The organism is Kribbella sp. NBC_01245, from assembly GCF_036226525.1.
Classification (GTDB): Bacteria; Actinomycetota; Actinomycetes; order Propionibacteriales; family Kribbellaceae; genus Kribbella.
Window position 1 is genome coordinate 6,869,410 of sequence record NZ_CP108487.1, and the last position, 15,161, is coordinate 6,884,570.

Annotated in this window: 15 protein-coding genes; 3 read left to right on the forward strand and 12 right to left on the reverse strand. The window is 66.8% G+C overall.

What is annotated here, in order from left to right:
* Nucleotides 1-68: 68 nt before the first annotated feature.
* A complete protein-coding gene (gene rarD, locus OG394_RS31305) occupies nucleotides 69-968 on the reverse strand; it encodes an EamA family transporter RarD (protein ID WP_328990766.1) in 900 nt (299 codons plus the stop codon).
* Between the two features lie 109 nt (nucleotides 969-1,077).
* Between rarD and OG394_RS31310 the strand changes: the two genes are divergently transcribed.
* On the forward strand, nucleotides 1,078-1,830 hold the full coding sequence (locus tag OG394_RS31310; protein ID WP_328990767.1) for a sugar phosphate isomerase/epimerase family protein: 753 nt from the start codon (nucleotides 1,078-1,080) through the stop codon (nucleotides 1,828-1,830).
* A 9-nt stretch (nucleotides 1,831-1,839) separates the two neighbouring features.
* Here the strand turns inward: OG394_RS31310 and OG394_RS31315 are convergent, their stop codons facing one another.
* The 6 genes from OG394_RS31315 to OG394_RS31340 form a co-directional block, all read right to left on the reverse strand.
* On the reverse strand, nucleotides 1,840-2,730 hold the full coding sequence (locus OG394_RS31315; RefSeq protein WP_328990768.1) for a hypothetical protein: 891 nt from the start codon (nucleotides 2,728-2,730) through the stop codon (nucleotides 1,840-1,842).
* 155 nt (nucleotides 2,731-2,885) lie between these two features.
* Nucleotides 2,886-3,410, reverse strand: coding sequence for a SigE family RNA polymerase sigma factor (locus OG394_RS31320; RefSeq protein ID WP_328990769.1), 525 nt, complete (start codon nucleotides 3,408-3,410; stop codon nucleotides 2,886-2,888).
* Between the two features lie 188 nt (nucleotides 3,411-3,598).
* Nucleotides 3,599-3,841 (reverse strand): type II toxin-antitoxin system RelE family toxin, encoded by a 243-nt coding sequence (locus OG394_RS31325; RefSeq protein WP_328990770.1) that lies wholly within the window; start codon nucleotides 3,839-3,841, stop codon nucleotides 3,599-3,601.
* Nucleotides 3,838-4,128, reverse strand: coding sequence for a DUF6247 family protein (locus OG394_RS31330; protein WP_328990771.1), 291 nt, complete (start codon nucleotides 4,126-4,128; stop codon nucleotides 3,838-3,840). Before OG394_RS31330 ends, OG394_RS31325 begins: the two co-directional genes overlap by 4 nt.
* A 130-nt stretch (nucleotides 4,129-4,258) precedes the next feature.
* A complete protein-coding gene (locus OG394_RS31335; protein WP_328990772.1) occupies nucleotides 4,259-5,719 on the reverse strand; it encodes a hypothetical protein in 1,461 nt (486 codons plus the stop codon).
* Complete coding sequence (locus OG394_RS31340; RefSeq protein ID WP_328990773.1) at nucleotides 5,716-6,207, reverse strand: SigE family RNA polymerase sigma factor; 492 nt, start codon at nucleotides 6,205-6,207, stop codon at nucleotides 5,716-5,718. Before OG394_RS31340 ends, OG394_RS31335 begins: the two co-directional genes overlap by 4 nt.
* A 324-nt stretch (nucleotides 6,208-6,531) precedes the next feature.
* Between OG394_RS31340 and OG394_RS31345 the strand changes: the two genes are divergently transcribed.
* Nucleotides 6,532-7,281, forward strand: coding sequence for a D-Ala-D-Ala carboxypeptidase family metallohydrolase (locus tag OG394_RS31345; protein ID WP_328990774.1), 750 nt, complete (start codon nucleotides 6,532-6,534; stop codon nucleotides 7,279-7,281).
* 43 nt (nucleotides 7,282-7,324) lie between these two features.
* Here the strand turns inward: OG394_RS31345 and OG394_RS31350 are convergent, their stop codons facing one another.
* From OG394_RS31350 to OG394_RS31360, 3 genes are read right to left on the reverse strand one after another with little or no spacing between them, the layout of a single operon-like run.
* A complete protein-coding gene (locus tag OG394_RS31350; RefSeq protein WP_328990775.1) occupies nucleotides 7,325-7,972 on the reverse strand; it encodes an HAD family hydrolase in 648 nt (215 codons plus the stop codon).
* On the reverse strand, nucleotides 7,969-9,117 hold the full coding sequence (locus OG394_RS31355; protein ID WP_328990776.1) for a lactate 2-monooxygenase: 1,149 nt from the start codon (nucleotides 9,115-9,117) through the stop codon (nucleotides 7,969-7,971). The genes OG394_RS31350 and OG394_RS31355 overlap by 4 nt, the downstream gene beginning before the upstream one ends.
* Nucleotides 9,118-9,136: 19 nt before the next feature.
* Entirely contained in the window at nucleotides 9,137-10,717 is a 1,581-nt protein-coding gene (locus tag OG394_RS31360; RefSeq protein ID WP_328990777.1) for an alkaline phosphatase D family protein, read from the reverse strand.
* Between the two features lie 136 nt (nucleotides 10,718-10,853).
* Here OG394_RS31360 and OG394_RS31365 point away from each other — a divergent pair, with 136 nt between their 5' ends.
* Entirely contained in the window at nucleotides 10,854-12,059 is a 1,206-nt protein-coding gene (locus tag OG394_RS31365; protein WP_328990778.1) for an MFS transporter, read from the forward strand.
* 42 nt (nucleotides 12,060-12,101) lie between these two features.
* Here OG394_RS31365 and OG394_RS31370 read toward each other — a convergent pair whose 3' ends face one another.
* Together OG394_RS31370 and OG394_RS31375 are read right to left on the reverse strand one after the other, a co-directional pair.
* Entirely contained in the window at nucleotides 12,102-13,178 is a 1,077-nt protein-coding gene (locus OG394_RS31370; protein WP_328990779.1) for a 2-oxoacid:ferredoxin oxidoreductase subunit beta, read from the reverse strand.
* Nucleotides 13,175-15,145 (reverse strand): 2-oxoacid:acceptor oxidoreductase subunit alpha, encoded by a 1,971-nt coding sequence (locus tag OG394_RS31375; protein WP_328990780.1) that lies wholly within the window; start codon nucleotides 15,143-15,145, stop codon nucleotides 13,175-13,177. Before OG394_RS31375 ends, OG394_RS31370 begins: the two co-directional genes overlap by 4 nt.
* Nucleotides 15,146-15,161: the final 16 nt, after the last annotated feature.

Consider the following 15,161-nt stretch of genomic DNA (forward strand, 5'->3'; position numbering starts at 1 on the left):
GGTGGGTGAAGCCAAGATGAACCCCACAAGGCTTAGGTCACCCTCAGTTACAAAAGGCGCTCGCCCGATTACACAGTGGCAGCAAGTACGGCGACCCGGCGCCGTTGCGTCAGGCCGTCCACGGTCAGTACGACGAGTGCCACCCAGACCAGCGCGAACCCCGCCCAGCGCAGGTTGCTCATCGGCTCACGGAATACCAGCACGCCGATCGCCAATTGCATGATCGGCGCGACGTAATTGAGCAATCCCAAGGCCGTCATCGAAATTCGCGTGGCGGCCGCGCCGAACATCAGCAGCGGAATTGCCGTCACCGGTCCGGCCAATACCGCGAGCAGGAAATACGCGGTGCCATTGGACGTCACGGTCGAATCGCCTCTGATGCCCAGGGCAACGATCATCGCGAGCGCGAGCGGCACCGCTGCCGCGGATTCGATCGCCATTCCCTCGACCGCGCCGGCATTCGCCTTCTTCTTGGTGAATCCGTAGAACCCGAACGAGAAAGCCAGCACCAAGGCGACGTACGGCGGCCTGCCGTTTTCGATCGTGAGTACGACGACCGCGGCGAACGCGATGCCGATCGCGACCCACTGAGTGGTGCGAAGGCGTTCCTTCAACAGGAGCACGCCGAGTAATACCGAGAATAGGGGAGTGATGAAATAGCCGAGCGACATTTCGACGACGTACCCGTTGTGCACGCCCCAGATATACGTGCCCCAGTTGACCGAGATCAGCGCGGACGCGATCACCAGGGCCGAGAGGCGGCGGCGATCGCCGAGGATGGCGCGCAGTTGCGCCGTACGGCGGAGTGCGAAGACCAGCAGCAGGATGCTGAGCAGCGACCAGACGATCCGGTGGGCCAGCACCTCGACCGCGCCGCTGTGATCGAGCAGTCGCCAGTACAGCGGGAAAACGCCCCAGAGGAAGTACGCGCCGAAGCCGAAGAGGAAGCCGCTGCGTTGATCTGGCACCCCAGGATTCTAGTTCCTTCGTCATGGGCGTCTAGTCAATTTGCTCATGACGTGAGATGAATCGGGCGTCGATGCGCTTGGATGGAGTCTCCCGACGGAGGAGGCACGTGTGGGTGTGAGGACCGGCCTGGTCTCAGTGACGTTCCGGCAGCTGACGGTCGAGGAGGTCGTTCAGGCGGCCGCCGACGCCGAACTCGCGGCGATCGAGTGGGGTGGCGACATCCATGTGCCACTCGGCGACCTCGCCTCGGCGACCCGTGCGCGGGAGCTGTGCGAGCAGCGCGGCATCGCGGTCGCGGCGTACGGCTCCTACCTGCGCGCCGGCCAGACCGATACCGAGGAGATCGCCACCGCGGTCCGTACGGCGGTCGCGCTCGGCGCCCCGATGATCCGCGTCTGGGCGGGCTCGACCGGTACGGCGACCGCCTCGGTGGACGACCGGATCGAGGTCACGCGCGGTCTGAGCGAGATGGCGTCAGTGGCGCGCGACTCGGGTGTCGACATCGCGATGGAGTTCCACCGCAACACGTTGACCGATGACGTCGACTCGACCATCACGCTGCTGCTCGACGTAGACGCGCCCAACCTGCGGACGTACTGGCAGCCGCCCGTGGACACCGACGATGCGGAATGCCTGCGCCAGGTCGAACAGCTGATGCCATGGCTGACGACGGTGCACGTCTTCTCGTGGTGGCCGTCCGACACCCGCCTGCCGCTAATGGCCCGCGAGTCGCTCTGGCGCCCCGTCCTCGAGCGCCTGCGAGCCGAACCCCGCGAGATCAACGCCCTGATGGAGTTCGTCGCCGACGACGCCGTCGACCAATTCCGCACCGACGCCGAAGACCTCCACAGCTGGCTCTAACCCGCCGGCCTACTTCACCGGCGTGTAGAACCCGAGGAAGAGCTTGCCGGTCGGCTGGACGCCCATCTTCTGGACCTGGACAACGGTGACCAGGCCGTCCGGCCTTGCGGCGATTGGGTGATAACCCACGCCGGGGCCCTGGACGGTGGTCGGATCCCGCAATCCGGTCCGTTCTCCGTTGGGAACGACTGCCACCGAAGCATTGCCGGTCGCGCCGTACAGGGTGATGAAAGGCGTGTTCAGCGGGCCGCTCCGCCCCGTGAACGCCTCTGGGCCTGTGTCGGCAAGGTGGACGGACTGGCCGAGTCGGTAGTTCACGCCTTGATGCTCGATGATTTCCGGCACCGAGACGCCGCTGATCGAGCGGTAGGCCCCCGAGTCGTAGAGACCGAGCCCGACTCGCATGTCCGGTACACGGATCGGCAGCCCATCCTCATCGGAGAGCATCAGCCGAACAGCCACGCTTTTGCCCGCCCACGTATCGCCCGATTTCGGCTGAAGATTGTAGCTGAATCCATCGAGGGACGGCTCTGAATTCCTCGACGGGCAGCGGTCGTCCATGAGCCGCTGATCGCCATTGACCATGACAGCGATTCGCCAGCCGGTTTCCGAGACCTTTTCGGTGTTGCAGAAGAAGCGCACGGTCAGGCGGTCGGCCTTCGGCTTGACGATGAGCCTCAGGTCCGAGTCGCCTGCCTCCCCGATCACGCCGGCCAGTAAGGTCTCGCCACCTCGTTGGTAGCGGAATCGGTATCCGTCCTTCGCAACATCCTTAGCGTGCGGAGTTGGTTCGACCAAGGGCAGACCATCTGCTCCGACGGTCGGACGGGTGACGGTTGGACGATCGATGGGGCTGGTCGCCGAATCATCGGGCAGCACCGAGGCGGCCACCGCGATCACGGCGGCGACAGCGGCAGCGGCGGTCAGGCCCGCGGCGGCGCGGCGCTGGCGGCGGAGCTTGGTGGCTCGTGCTTTCAGGGTCGGGAGGGGGCTGTTCGTTGAGGCGTCCAGGTCGTCCGCTTGGGTGTGGAGGTGGGTGCGGAGGTCGTTGAGGTTCATGCGGGCCGCCCTTCGGTGCCGAGCGTGCCTTGGCTCGCGAGCAGGCTGGGGTCGATGCGGAGTTTGGCGAGGGCTCGGCTGGTTTGGCTCTTCACCGTGCCGACCGAGCAGTTGAGGAGGTGGGCGGTCTCGGCTTCGGAAAGGTCTTCATAGAAGCGGAGTACGACGACCGCGCGCATTTTGCGAGGCAGGCGCCGGAGCGCGTGACCGAGGTCGGCCCGGTCTTCGAGCGAGTCTTCGCCGGGATGGGCCGACTCGGGCAATTCCTCGGTGGGGTGCTCGTTGTTCCAACGGCGTCGCCACCACGCGATGTAGGTGTTGACCAGCGTGCGATGGACGTACGCTCCCGGGTCCTTGATCCGCCCCCAGGAAAGCCAGCACTTCGCCAGCACCGTCTGGACCAGGTCTTCGGCCAGCGCCGCATCCTGGGTCAGCAGGTACGCAGTACGCCGCAGGCTGTCGTACCTGGCGGCAACGAAGTCCTCGAACTCCACGCCCACGGCTGCCCCCGCTCTGGTCACGCCCACCACCTGGGCCGGCATCTCTACGCTCACATCGAACACGAGCACCTGGCCCACCCAAGAGGTTGCATCCCCCCAAAACAAAACCGCCGCCCAACCGAAACGGTCAGACGGCGGAGCAGTGCCTTCGTCGCTGGCTAGCTCGACGCGCCGTCACCGATGTCTCGCGGGTCGCGCAACTAGCCACATCACACCCAAGTGACGTCGAAGATCCGGATCAGTTGGTTCGTGTCATCCACGTAGAAGGACAGGAGGCCGAATTCGCCGAACAAGGCCTGCCGGAAGTGTGCGTCGTCAGCGGAGATCGCTTGCGCATCCCATGGCTGTTCCACAAGATCAACGGTGCGCTTCACCAACGCATCGAATGCTTCGCCGGGTAGTCCCTTGAGCTGAGCGAGTGCGGCCGCGTGAAACTCCACGCGGTAAGTCACCGGCGATCGGTCCAGCCAGGAAGCACCTGATCAGCCGAGACGAACTCATCCTCACGTCCCTCTCGAGCAGCGTGAGCAGCAGCCTCAAAGGTCGGGTTCGAATAGGCGACCGCCCTCAATCGCCAGAGGTGCAGAACTTCCCGCAACTGTTGAAAGCGCCAAACCTCGTGGGCGGCGTCCAGAGCGCTGTGGTACTCGGACAAGAACTGCTCGTGCCACTTCGCGGGCAGCACGCGCAGGATTTCTGCCGGGTCATCACCCGATGCGTGGAGCGGCTCAGCGGTCATGCCGCCCAGAATACTCCGCTCGTTGGTCGCATGACCCGACTTATCCACACACCCCTGCGAGAGGTCGCGCCCTCCCGACGTAACCGCCGCCTGGCCGGGGTGGTCAGGCGGCGGTTTTGCCCCCAGGTCGCTATTCGACGGGTGCGTAGATGGCCATTAGGAGGAAGCCTCCGGTGGGTTTGGCGCCGGTGAGGCTGACCGCCATGGGCCTGGCTCGTTGTGGGGGCACGGGGATGGTCAGGATCCCCGGCAGGCCGGGTCCCTGATGCTGGGACTGAGCCCCCTCGTCGCCCACGCCTGACACCAACAAGGTGCGTGACTTCGAATCGCCGGCGAGCTTGTCGCCGAACCCTCCTGCGAGCAGTAGGAACGGCTTGTCGCCTGGACCAGTCATGTACAGCCTGGTGTTCAGCTCGGCGGGCATGGTCCGGAGTCCCTCCAGCCTGTACTGATGGCCGTCGTGCTCGATCGTCTCGGCCAGCCGTAGATCGTGGCCAGGGAGCACCTGCCGGGAAGGGCCGTTCCGGTAGATCGCGAAGCCCAACTGGGCGGACTCGTCGACGACGGGCGAAGCCGAGCCCGACTTTTCGAGTCGCAGCGTGATCACGTTGGGCTGACCGACCTTCAACCAATCGCGCAGGCTGCTGTCGCCGTGGTAAATGCCGGAGTCAAGTTTGCGAGGGCCCTGGTCGTCGCAACTGCTGCCGTGGTACGGGTGGCCGTTGACGGTGAAGGTCGCCATCACCTTCATGTCGGGCTTGGATGCGACGCAGAACTCGGTCAACTCGACGTCCTTACTGGTGGGAGTCCATCGCAGCGTTACCGAGGTCTGGCCTTTCGCGCCGATGACCGCCGCCTCCAACGGCTGGGTCCCTCGTTTGGCCGGGTATCGGTATCCGTCGCGGACGTAGTCGCCCGCATCGGCCGGCACCTCGCGAGAGGGCATCGATGGCGCGAGCAAGCCGAGGTCCGCGGCCGTTCGGTAGAACCCGACGCCCAGCTGGATCGACGGATCGACCACCTCGTTGCCCTGGGCATCGACCACCCGCAGGCCCACGCGGATCGGCTGCATCCCGTACCCGACGCTGGTCCAGATCTGGTCGGAAGGGTCGATCGTGGCCGAGGTAGTGGCTTCCGGGCCGAAATCCGCGCAGCTCTGCTCAAGAACCCTTAGGTCGTTGAAGGTGAGTCGCACGAGGTTCGTGCCGTTGGCCGAGTCAGTGCAGTACGGCAACGCGGTGAGCTTCGTGGACGTGGGCGTCCATTCGAATTCGACCGTGCTCTCGCCTTTCTTACCGGCCCAGGCCTTCTGCAGATGCCCGTTCTGGAGGTCGCCTGGGAAGACGAGGCCATTGAGCTTGTAGTCGGGTGGGCGAGGGGTGACGGCGGGGTCGGGGTCTTTGGTGGTGGTTAGGGCGGAGGGGACTACTGCGATGGCTAGGGCTAGGGCGGCGGCGGTGGCGGTTAGGGCGGTAGCGACACGGCGTTGTTTGGTACGGCGGATTCGGTGGTGGACGCCGGCGAGGAGGTCCGGGTGGCCGGCTTCGTCGGCTCGGGTGGTGAGCTCCTGGCGGAGGTCGTCGAGGTTCATGAGCGTGCCTCCTTGTCGGAGCTGAGCAATGACGGATCGAGGCGGAGTTTGGCCAGCGCCTTCGAGGTTTGGCTCTTCACCGTTCCGGTCGTACAGCCGAGAATGCGGGCGGTTTCCGCCTCGGTGAGGTCCTCGTAGAAGCGCAGCACGATGACGGCCCGTTGGCGCCGGGGGAGGCGTTGTAGCGCCTGCCACACGTCCGCGCGATCCTCCACCGAGGACCCGAGCGCCGTACCTTCCGGCAGTTCGTCCGTCGGCTGTTCGCCGTTCCACTTTCGCCGCCACCAGGTGGAGTAGGTGTTGACGATGACCTTGCGCACGTACGGCTCTGGGTCACCGCCCTCGATCCGGTGCCAGGAGAACCACGCCTTCGCCAGGGCCGTCTGCACGAGGTCCTCGGCGAGCGCATGGTCCTGGGTGAGCAGATAGGCGGTCCGGAGCAACCGCCCGGATCGCGCGATGACGAACGCGTCGAAGCTTTCCGTCATCAGCCTCCCCGTTCTCCCGGCACCTTTGGTCCGGGAGCCGGGGCTGGTGCCGCCGGGGTCCGGGATCAGCGCGAGTGTGCTGTCGTCGTTGGTCACACCTACCAGGACCAGTCGGCCCCTTCGGATGGTTGCCCTGCGAGGTTGTTCATACCCGGTCGAGTGCCTCGCGCCATGAAAAGGTTGTCCGGGCCGCGAAGTCATTAGTTAACGCAAATGTTGCACATGAGCGCCAAAAAATTACCCGCGAGGTCTAGTCATACCCGCCGCGATGGGCCGAAGCTAGCCGTGACAGCGCGTCCGCCCTCGCGTACTGGAGGTAATCCGATGTCCATAGCTCTACGCAAACCCCTGCCGCGCCTGCTCGCCGTACTGGTGCTCTTCGCGGCCATGCTGGTCACCTCGGTGGTGACGGCGACCGAGGCCCGGGCCGATGGCTGCTACTCGTGGAGCCGCACGTTGAGCGAAGGCGCGTCCGGGGAAGACGTGCGCCAATTGCAGATCCGGGTCGCCGGGTATCCGGCGTACGGCGGTCACATCATCCCCGACGGCGCGTTCGGGCCGGCGACCAAGGCGGCAGTCCAGCGCTTCCAGGCCGCTTACGGTCTTGGCCAGGACGGGATCGCCGGCAGCGCCACGTTCAGCAAGATCTACGCGCTGCAGGACGACGACTGCACGCCGATCCACTTCACGTACGCCGAGCTGGACGACGGTTGTGGCGGCAGCGGCTGGGATGGTGGGCCATTGTCGGCGGCGCAGACCAAGGCCAATGCTCTGCAGACGATGTGGCAGCTCGAGGCGATGCGGCACGCTCTCGGCGACCGGGCGCTGAACGTCACCAGCGGATTCCGCAGCATCCCGTGCAACAACTCCGTCGGCGGTGCGAGCAACAGCCAGCACCTCTACGGGCGCGCGGCTGACCTGGTCGGCTCGCACTCGCTCTGCACGCTCGCCCAGCGGGCCCGCTACCACGGGTTCGGCGGCATCATCGGGCCCGGTGCCGCGGGTCACAACGACCACACCCACCTCGACATCCGCACCTCGAACTACTGGTCCGCGCCCAACTGCGGCATCTAAGCGTTTCGGCGCCGGACCGACTGGTCCGGCGCCGACGCGGTGCTCAGCGAATACGTCGAACCAGGTCCGTGAGGGTGTCGCCGGCCGCCCGATCAAGGTGTACGGCGGACAGGCCGGCGCGGCGTGCGGCGATGACGTCGAGTTCCAGGTTGTCGCCGATCATGCACGCGTCGGCCGGCGCCACGCCAAGCGCCGTACAGGTCGATAGGTAGGCCTCCGGCGCCGGTTTGCCCGCGCCGAGTGACTCCGACGTACAGACCACCTCGACGTGGTCGGCCAGCCCGATCGCGGCGAGTTTTGCGTTCTGCTGCAGGGTTGTGCCGTTCGTGAGTACGCCGATGCGGAGGTCGTTGCCCTTGGCAAAGCTCAAGGCCGGCTCCGCGTCATCGAAGGCGGCCCATTGTTGCTCGTAGCAACGGAGAAAGACGTCGTACGCCGAGTCGAGGTCTTCCGGCACTGGTAAACCCAGATATGGCAGGAAGGATCGGAGGCGATTGCGGCGTTGCTCCTGGTGCGAGACCTCACCGGCCAGCCAGGAATTGAAGTTCACCTTCTCGATCGCGAACCACTCGGCGATATGGTTGTCGGTGGCAACGACCTGCAATTCTTCGAGCCACTGGAAAACGCCGAGCGTTATCGACCTGGTGTGGTCGAACAACGTGTCGTCGAGATCGAAGATGACGGCTTTCATGCCGGCAGCAGGGAGGAGCGGTTCAACTCGCGGTGATTCGCATAGCCGCACAGCGCGAGGGTGAGGTCGAGCTCCGCCAGCAGGCAACGCAGTACGTGCTCGACTCCGGCCTGACCAGCAAGCGCGAGACCGTAGAGGAACGGCCGTCCAAGCAGTACGGCGCGTGCGCCGAGGGCGAGCGCCTTCGCGGCATCCGCGCCCGTCCGTACGCCCGAGTCGAACATGACCGTGAGCTGTTCCCCCACGGCGTCGGCGATACCCGGCAAGGCGTCGAGCGCGGCGACGGCGCCATCGACCTGGCGGCCGCCGTGGTTCGAGACGACGAGTCCGTCCATCCCGTGCTCGGCGGCGAGTTTGGCGTCCTCGACCGAGGTGATGCCCTTCAGGACGATCGGGCCGTCCCAGTGCTCGCGCAGGAACGGCAGGTCGTCCCAGCCGAGACCGACGTTCGGGAACATCTGTGCCCAGTGCATGATCGCGGTGGACGGTTCTTCGTCTGCAAGCTTCGCCTTGAACGCCGGATCGCTGAGGTAGTTCGCGATGCCCTCGCCCTTGAGGAACGGCAGGAAGCCCCGATCTAGGTCTGCCGGCCGCCAGCCGATGGTGCCGGTGTCGAGGGTCAAGACGAGTACGGAGTACCCACTGGCCTTCGCGCGTTCGAGGAAGCTGATGCAGACATCGCGGTCTGTCGGCCAGTAGAGCTGGTACCAACGGTCACCGGCGGCCTCAGCGACTTGCTCGAACGTATGGCTGGCCTGGGTGGAGTGCGTGTAGGTAAGGCCTAGAGCGGCTGCAGCTCGCGCAGTGGCCAGCTCGCCGTCAGGGTGCGCGAGGGTTTGTACGCCGACGGGAGCGATCACTACCGGCGCGGGCATCTTCGTGCCCAGGATCGTGCAGCTCAGGTCCCGCTCGGTACTACCGCGCAGCATCCGCGGGGTGAGCCGCCACTTCTCGAAGGCCGCCGAGTTGGCCCGGGCCGTCGATCCGCTGCCGGCGCTGGGCACGATGTACCCCATCGCCTCGGCGGACAGACTGCCCGCGGCCTGCGACTCCAGCCGCGACAGGTCCGTGGTGATCTCCGGCCGGGTGTCCGCGAACATCCCCTGCACATAAATCCCCAACTGGTGATCACCGTAGTTAGCCACCCCCGGATGCTAACGCCCCTCAGGCCGGGTGGACGTGGGGATTGCGGTCCTCCACTACGTACGTGGCTCGAGTGGTGATGGGGGCGCCGGGCTGGGTCACGTAGGGGACAACCCGGAAGTCGGAGCGCCAGCTGTGCTGGTCGGCGGTGACGCGGACGTAGCCTCGCTGGGAGTTGAAGAACTTGAGGTGCGGGTTCGCCGCGAGGAACTGCTCGCCTTGCGGAGTGGTGTCGGCGCCGTCGCCGCCGCTGGTGATCGACGTACCGACGAACTCGGTGCCGACCGTGCGGGAGTCGGGGTTGGCGAAGTCGCGCTTCAGTTCCAGGGCGTAGTTCTGGTGCCGGTCACCGGTGATCACCACCAGGTTCCGTACGCCGCTGTCCTGCGCCGCCGCGAGCACCTTGTTGCGCTCGGCGACATAGCCGTCCCACGGGTCGAGCCAGACGTGGGTTTCCGGGCCGGGCGTCCAGTCGGTCTGGCCCATCGGGGTCTGGTTGCCGATCACCTGCCAGCGGGCCCTCGACTGCCGGAAGCCGTCGAGCAGCCACTGGCGCTGCTTGCCGCCGAGCATCGTGTTGTCCGGGTTGAACCGGTCCTCGCAGGTCGACGAGGCGCCGTCGCCGCATGGCTGGTCCGACCGGTACTGGCGGGTGTCCAGAATGGTGAAGTCGGCGAGTCGGCCGTATGGCAGCCGCCGGTGGTACCGGCCGTCGGGCCCCGCCGGCATCTGCTCGTGCCGCAGCGGCAGGTTCTCGTACATCGCCTGGAACGCCTGCGCTCGGCGGGCCCGGAACACCACCGGATCCTGGTCCGGCTCGGTGTCGGCCTGCGAGAGCTCGTCGGCCCAGTTGTTCTCCACCTCGTGGTCGTCGAAGGTGTGGATCCACGGGTGCGCCGCGTGCGCGGCCTGCAGCGGCGCCTCGGTCTTGTAGAGCGAGTACTGCAGGCGGTACCGCGCCAGGTCGAACGTCTCGGTGTGGAACCGCGGATCCGTCACGACACCGCGCTTGTTCGTCTTCACCCCGGACTCGTAGAGGTAGTCGCCCAGATGTACGACCAGGTCGAGGTCCTCATCCGCCATGTGCTGGTACGCCGTGTAGTACCCGTCCTGCCAGGCGTTGCAAGAGGCGAACGCGAACCGCACCTCGCGCGGTGAACTCAACGGGTGCGGCGTGGTCCGCGTCCGCCCGACCGTCGAGACCTCGCCGCCAGTGCGGAACCGGTAGTAGTACTCGTGGTCGGGCTGCAATCCGCGGACCTCCGGGTGGACCGAGTGCCCGAGTTCTGGCGTCGCGACCACGCTGGACCGACGTACGACGTGCCGAAAGTGTTCGTCGCGGGCCACCTCGTACTCCACCCGGACCGGCTTGGTCGGCATCCCGCCGCGGCCGTCGACGGCGTACGGGTCGAGGGCGAGCCGGGTCCACAGGACGACGCTCTCGTAGCGGGGATCGCCGGACGCGACGCCGAGGGCGAACGGGTTGCCACTGCCGGCCGGGACGGCGTAGGTGGTCGAGGCGTCCCAGGCGCCGGTGCCGAGCAGGACCGCGGCGGTGCCCGCGCCTCCGAGACCGATGAAGCGACGACGTGAAACAGCCATCAGGGTTTCCTCCAGTGAGCGAGTCCGTTCAGCCTTCACCTCCCAAGTGACCCATCGGCGACGCTTAGGTAAACGGTTGCCCCAGTTTGATCGATCTCGGTCAATAGGTGACGAGAGCAGGATGAGAGAATCACGTGTGACGACTTCGTTGACTCCTGACAAGCGGACGGCGGCCGCTCCGCATCTCGGGTTGGCGCTGCTGGCGCTGGCGACCGGCGGCTTCGCGATCGGCACCACCGAATTCGTCACGATGGGCCTGCTGCCGCAGATCGCGGCAGGCGTCGACATCAGCATCCCGACCGCCGGGCACATCGTCTCGGCGTACGCGATCGGCGTTGTCGTCGGCGCACCGCTGATCGCCGCACTCGGCGCCCGGACCGGCCGGAAGCGCCTGCTGCTCGGTCTGATGGCCGTCTTCGTCCTCGGCAATATCGCGTCCGCCATCGCGAACAGCTACGAACTGCTGATGGCGGCCCGGTTCCTCTCCGGCCTGCCCCATGGGGCGTTCTTCGGGATCGGCGCGGTCGTCGGCGCCTCGATGGTGCCGGTCAATCGGCGGGCCTGGGCGGTCTCGATGATCATGGTCGGCCTGCCGGTCGCGAACGTCATCGGCGTACCGCTGACGACCTTGCTGGGGCAAGCGCTCGGCTGGCAGGTGCCGTTCCTCGCCGTCGGCGTACTCGGGCTGCTCACGCTCGTGGCGGTCTGGTTCTGGATCCCGCCGCAGCCCGTCGGCGTGGATGTGAACGTCCGCAGCGAGCTGAGCGCACTCGCCCGTCCGCAGGTCTGGATGGCGCTGCTGATCGGCATGGTCGGGTTCGGCGGCATGTTCGCGACGTACTCCTATATCGCGCCGACGATGACCGAGCTGGCCGGGTTCAGCGAGGCCGGGGTGACGATCGTGCTGGCCGTCTATGGCATCGGGATGACCGGCGGCACGCTGCTCGGCGGCCGGCTCGCCGATCGCGCGCTGATGCCCAGCCTGTACGGCGGCTTGGTCGCGGTGACCGTGGTGCTCGGCACCTTCGGCTGGCTGGCGCAGAGCCGACCGGGCGCGTTGGTCGCTGTGTTCGCGATGGGGTTCAGCGCGAGCATCCTGATCCCGGCCCTGCAGACCCGGCTGATGGACGTGGCGCACGAAGGCCAATCCCTCGCGGCCTCCCTGAACCACTCGACCCTCAACGTCGCGAACGCCCTCGGCGCCTGGCTCGGCAGCGTCGTACTCGCCGCGGGCTACGGCTACGAATGGCCCAGCCGCGTCGGTGCCGCCCTGGCCGTCGCCGGTCTGGCCCTGGCCCTCACGTCCGGCCTGATGGACCGCCGCAACCGGGCCAAGGTCTAGTCGGGTCACCCGGGCTGTTTCAGGCCCGGGTGACCGCGTTTCCTAGTCGATGCTCCAAGTGTCCGAGCCGTTGATCAGCGACTGGAGCTCCGCCTGCGTTTCACCGCGCGCCGTGTCGACCTGCTCGCGGACGAGATCGTCGTACGCCGGCTTGGCGACGGACCGGAAGACGCCGATCGGTGCCTGGTGCAGCACCCCGCCATCGGTCAGCCGTGACAGCGCGAACGCGTAGGCCGGGTCCTCGATGTGCGCGTCGTGCACGACCAGGTCGGCCTCGCCGTTCGGCAGTGAGGCGATCTCCTTGACCGCGAGGGACGCGAAGCCCTCGCGGACCACGCCGAGGCGGTTGTCGGTGCCGAAGCGGATCGGCTCGCCGTGCACCAGCGGGATGATCGCGTCTTCGCGGGTGTCGGCGTTCTTGATGGCGTCGAAGGCGTGGTCGTTGAAGATCGGGCAGTTCTGGTAGATCTCCACGAACGCCGTCCCCCGGTGGGCTGCCGCCTGCCGCAGCACGTCGGTGAGGTGCTTGCGGTCGGAGTCGACGGTTCGCGCGACGAAGGTCGCCTCCGCGCCGAGCGCCAGCGAGACCGGGTTGAACGGATTGTCCACCGAGCCCATCGGCGTCGACTTCGTGACCTTGCCCGGCTCGGAGGTGGGGGAGTACTGGCCCTTGGTCAGGCCGTAGATCCGGTTGTTGAACAGCAGGATCTTCATGTTCACGTTGCGCCGCAGCGTGTGGATCAGGTGGTTGCCGCCGATCGACAACGCGTCGCCGTCACCGGTCACGACCCAGACGCTGAGGTCCGGCCGGGCCACGGCCAGACCCGTCGCGATGGCCGGCGCACGCCCGTGGATCGAGTGCATGCCGTACGTCGAGAGGTAGTACGGGAAACGGGAGGAGCAGCCGATACCCGACACCATCGCGACGTTCTCGCGCTTGATCCCGAGCTCCGGCAGGAACCCCTGGAACGCCGCGAGCACGGCGTAGTCGCCACACCCCGGGCACCAGCGAACCTCCTGGTCGGAGACGTACTCCTTGCGGTTCTGTGGCTCGGTCGCTGCCGGCACTCCGCGGAGCCCGCCCGGCAGATTCGGCAGGCCGAGGTCGACGGTGCTCATCGTGCTCCCTTCGACTGGTGCAGTTCGACGCTCAGCGCTTCTCCGTGTTTGAGGTTGGCGGCGGCCTCACCCAGGTGGCGGGCGTCGTCGTCGATGCCCTCGGTCTCCTCGACCAGATTGCCGATCACCTCGGCCAGTTCGGCGGCGCCCAGCGGCATGCCCCGGACCTGGGCATACGAGACGACGTCCACCAGGTACTTGCCTCGCAGTAACAGGGCCAGCTGGCCGAGGTTCATCTCCGGCACCAGCACCTTGTCGTACTTGCGCAGCACCTCGCCGAGGTTGGCCGGGAAGGGGTTGAGGTGACGCAGGTGTGCCTGCGCGACCTTGCCGCCGACCTTGCGGACCCGGCGCACACCCGCGCCGATCGGCCCGTACGTCGAACCCCAGCCGAGCACCAGCACCTTCGCCGCGTCGCCCGGGTCGTCGACCGTCAGCGGCGGCACCTTGACGCCGTCGACCTTGGCCTGGCGGGTCCGGACCATCAGGTCGTGGTTGGCCGGGTCATACGAGATGTTGCCGGTCTTGTCCTCCTTCTCGACGCCGCCGATGCGGTGGTCGAGCCCGGCCGTACCGGGAATTGCCCAGGCGCGGGCCAGCGTCTCGGGATCACGCAGGTACGGCAGGAAGACCGGCTTGCCCTGCGCGTCCGTCCCGTTGAGCTCGGTCGCGAAGTTCGGCTCGATGGCCGGCACGTCCGCGATCGTCGGCACCTTCCACGGCTCGGAGCCGTTGGCCAGGTAGCCGTCGGTCAGCACCATCACCGGCGTCCGGTAGGTGATCGCGATCCGGATGGCCTCGACCGCCACGTCGAAGCAGTCCGCGGGCGATTGAGCGGCCAGCACCGGCAACGGCGCCTCGCCGTTCCGCCCGAACATCACCTGCAGCAGGTCGGCCTGCTCGGTCTTGGTCGGCATTCCGGTGCTTGGACCGGCGCGTTGGATGTCGCAGACGACCAGTGGCAGCTCGAGCATGATGCCGAGGCCGATCGTCTCCGACTTCAGGCTGATGCCCGGGCCGGACGACGTGCTCACACCGAGCGCACCGCCGTACGACGCCCCGAGCGCGGCGCCCACGGCCGCGATCTCGTCCTCGGCCTGGATCGTGGTGACGCCGAACCGCTTGAGCTTGCTCAGCTCGTGCAGTACGTCAGAGGCGGGCGTGATCGGGTAGGCGCCGAGCACCAGCGGCAGCCCGGCGCGATCCGCACCCGCGGCCAGCCCGTACGCCAACGCGAGGTTGCCCGAGATGTTCCGGTACGTACCCGGAGCCATCTTGGCCGGCTTCACCTCATACCGGACGGAGAACTCCTCGGCCGTCTCGCCGAAGTTGAACCCGGCACGGAAGGCGGCGATATTCGCGTCCCGGATATCGGGTTTGCTCGCGAACTTCGTGCTGAGGAACTGGATCGTCGACTCGGTCGGGCGCTGGTACAACCAGGACACCAGGCCGAGCGCGTACATGTTCTTCGCGCGGGAGGCGTCCTTGCGGCTGAGACCGAACTCCTTGACCGACTCGATCGTCATACCGGTCAGGTTCAGCGGGACGACGTGGTACGCCTCGAGCTCACCCGTCTCGAGCGGGTTCGCGTCGTACCCGATCCGCTTCAGGTTGCGGGCGGTGAAGTCGGCGGTATCGACGATCAGCGTGGCGCCGCGGGGGACGTCGCGCAGGTTCGCCTTGAGTGCGGCGGGATTCATCGCGATCAACACGTCCGGCGCGTCGCCGGGTGTGAGGATGTCGTGGTCCGCGAAATGCAACTGGAACGAGGAAACTCCCGGGAGCGTTCCGGCAGGTGCCCGGATCTCCGCTGGGAAGTTGGGCAGCGTCGACAGGTCGTTGCCGAACGATGCCGTCTCCGCCGTGAAGCGGTCCCCTGTGAGCTGCATGCCGTCGCCGGAGTCGCCGGCGAAACGGATCACCACGCGGTCTAGCTGCTTGACCTCGATGGTCACTTTTCTGTTCATCTCCAAGTCGTGCATG

Bases quoted from the DNA above. Each gene is read 5' to 3' on its own strand.
- OG394_RS31330 (WP_328990771.1), bottom strand. From the start codon at position 4,128: ATGACCGCTGAGCCGCTCCACGCATCGGGTGATGACCCGGCAGAAATC.
- OG394_RS31335 (WP_328990772.1), bottom strand. From the start codon at position 5,719: ATGAACCTCGACGACCTCCGCCAGGAGCTCACCACCCGAGCCGACGAA.
- OG394_RS31340 (WP_328990773.1), bottom strand. From the start codon at position 6,207: ATGACGGAAAGCTTCGACGCGTTCGTCATCGCGCGATCCGGGCGGTTG.
- OG394_RS31345 (WP_328990774.1), top strand. From the start codon at position 6,532: ATGTCCATAGCTCTACGCAAACCCCTGCCGCGCCTGCTCGCCGTACTG.
- OG394_RS31350 (WP_328990775.1), bottom strand. From the start codon at position 7,972: ATGAAAGCCGTCATCTTCGATCTCGACGACACGTTGTTCGACCACACC.
- OG394_RS31360 (WP_328990777.1), bottom strand. From the start codon at position 10,717: ATGGCTGTTTCACGTCGTCGCTTCATCGGTCTCGGAGGCGCGGGCACC.
- OG394_RS31370 (WP_328990779.1), bottom strand. From the start codon at position 13,178: ATGAGCACCGTCGACCTCGGCCTGCCGAATCTGCCGGGCGGGCTCCGC.
- OG394_RS31375 (WP_328990780.1), bottom strand. From the start codon at position 15,145: ATGAACAGAAAAGTGACCATCGAGGTCAAGCAGCTAGACCGCGTGGTG.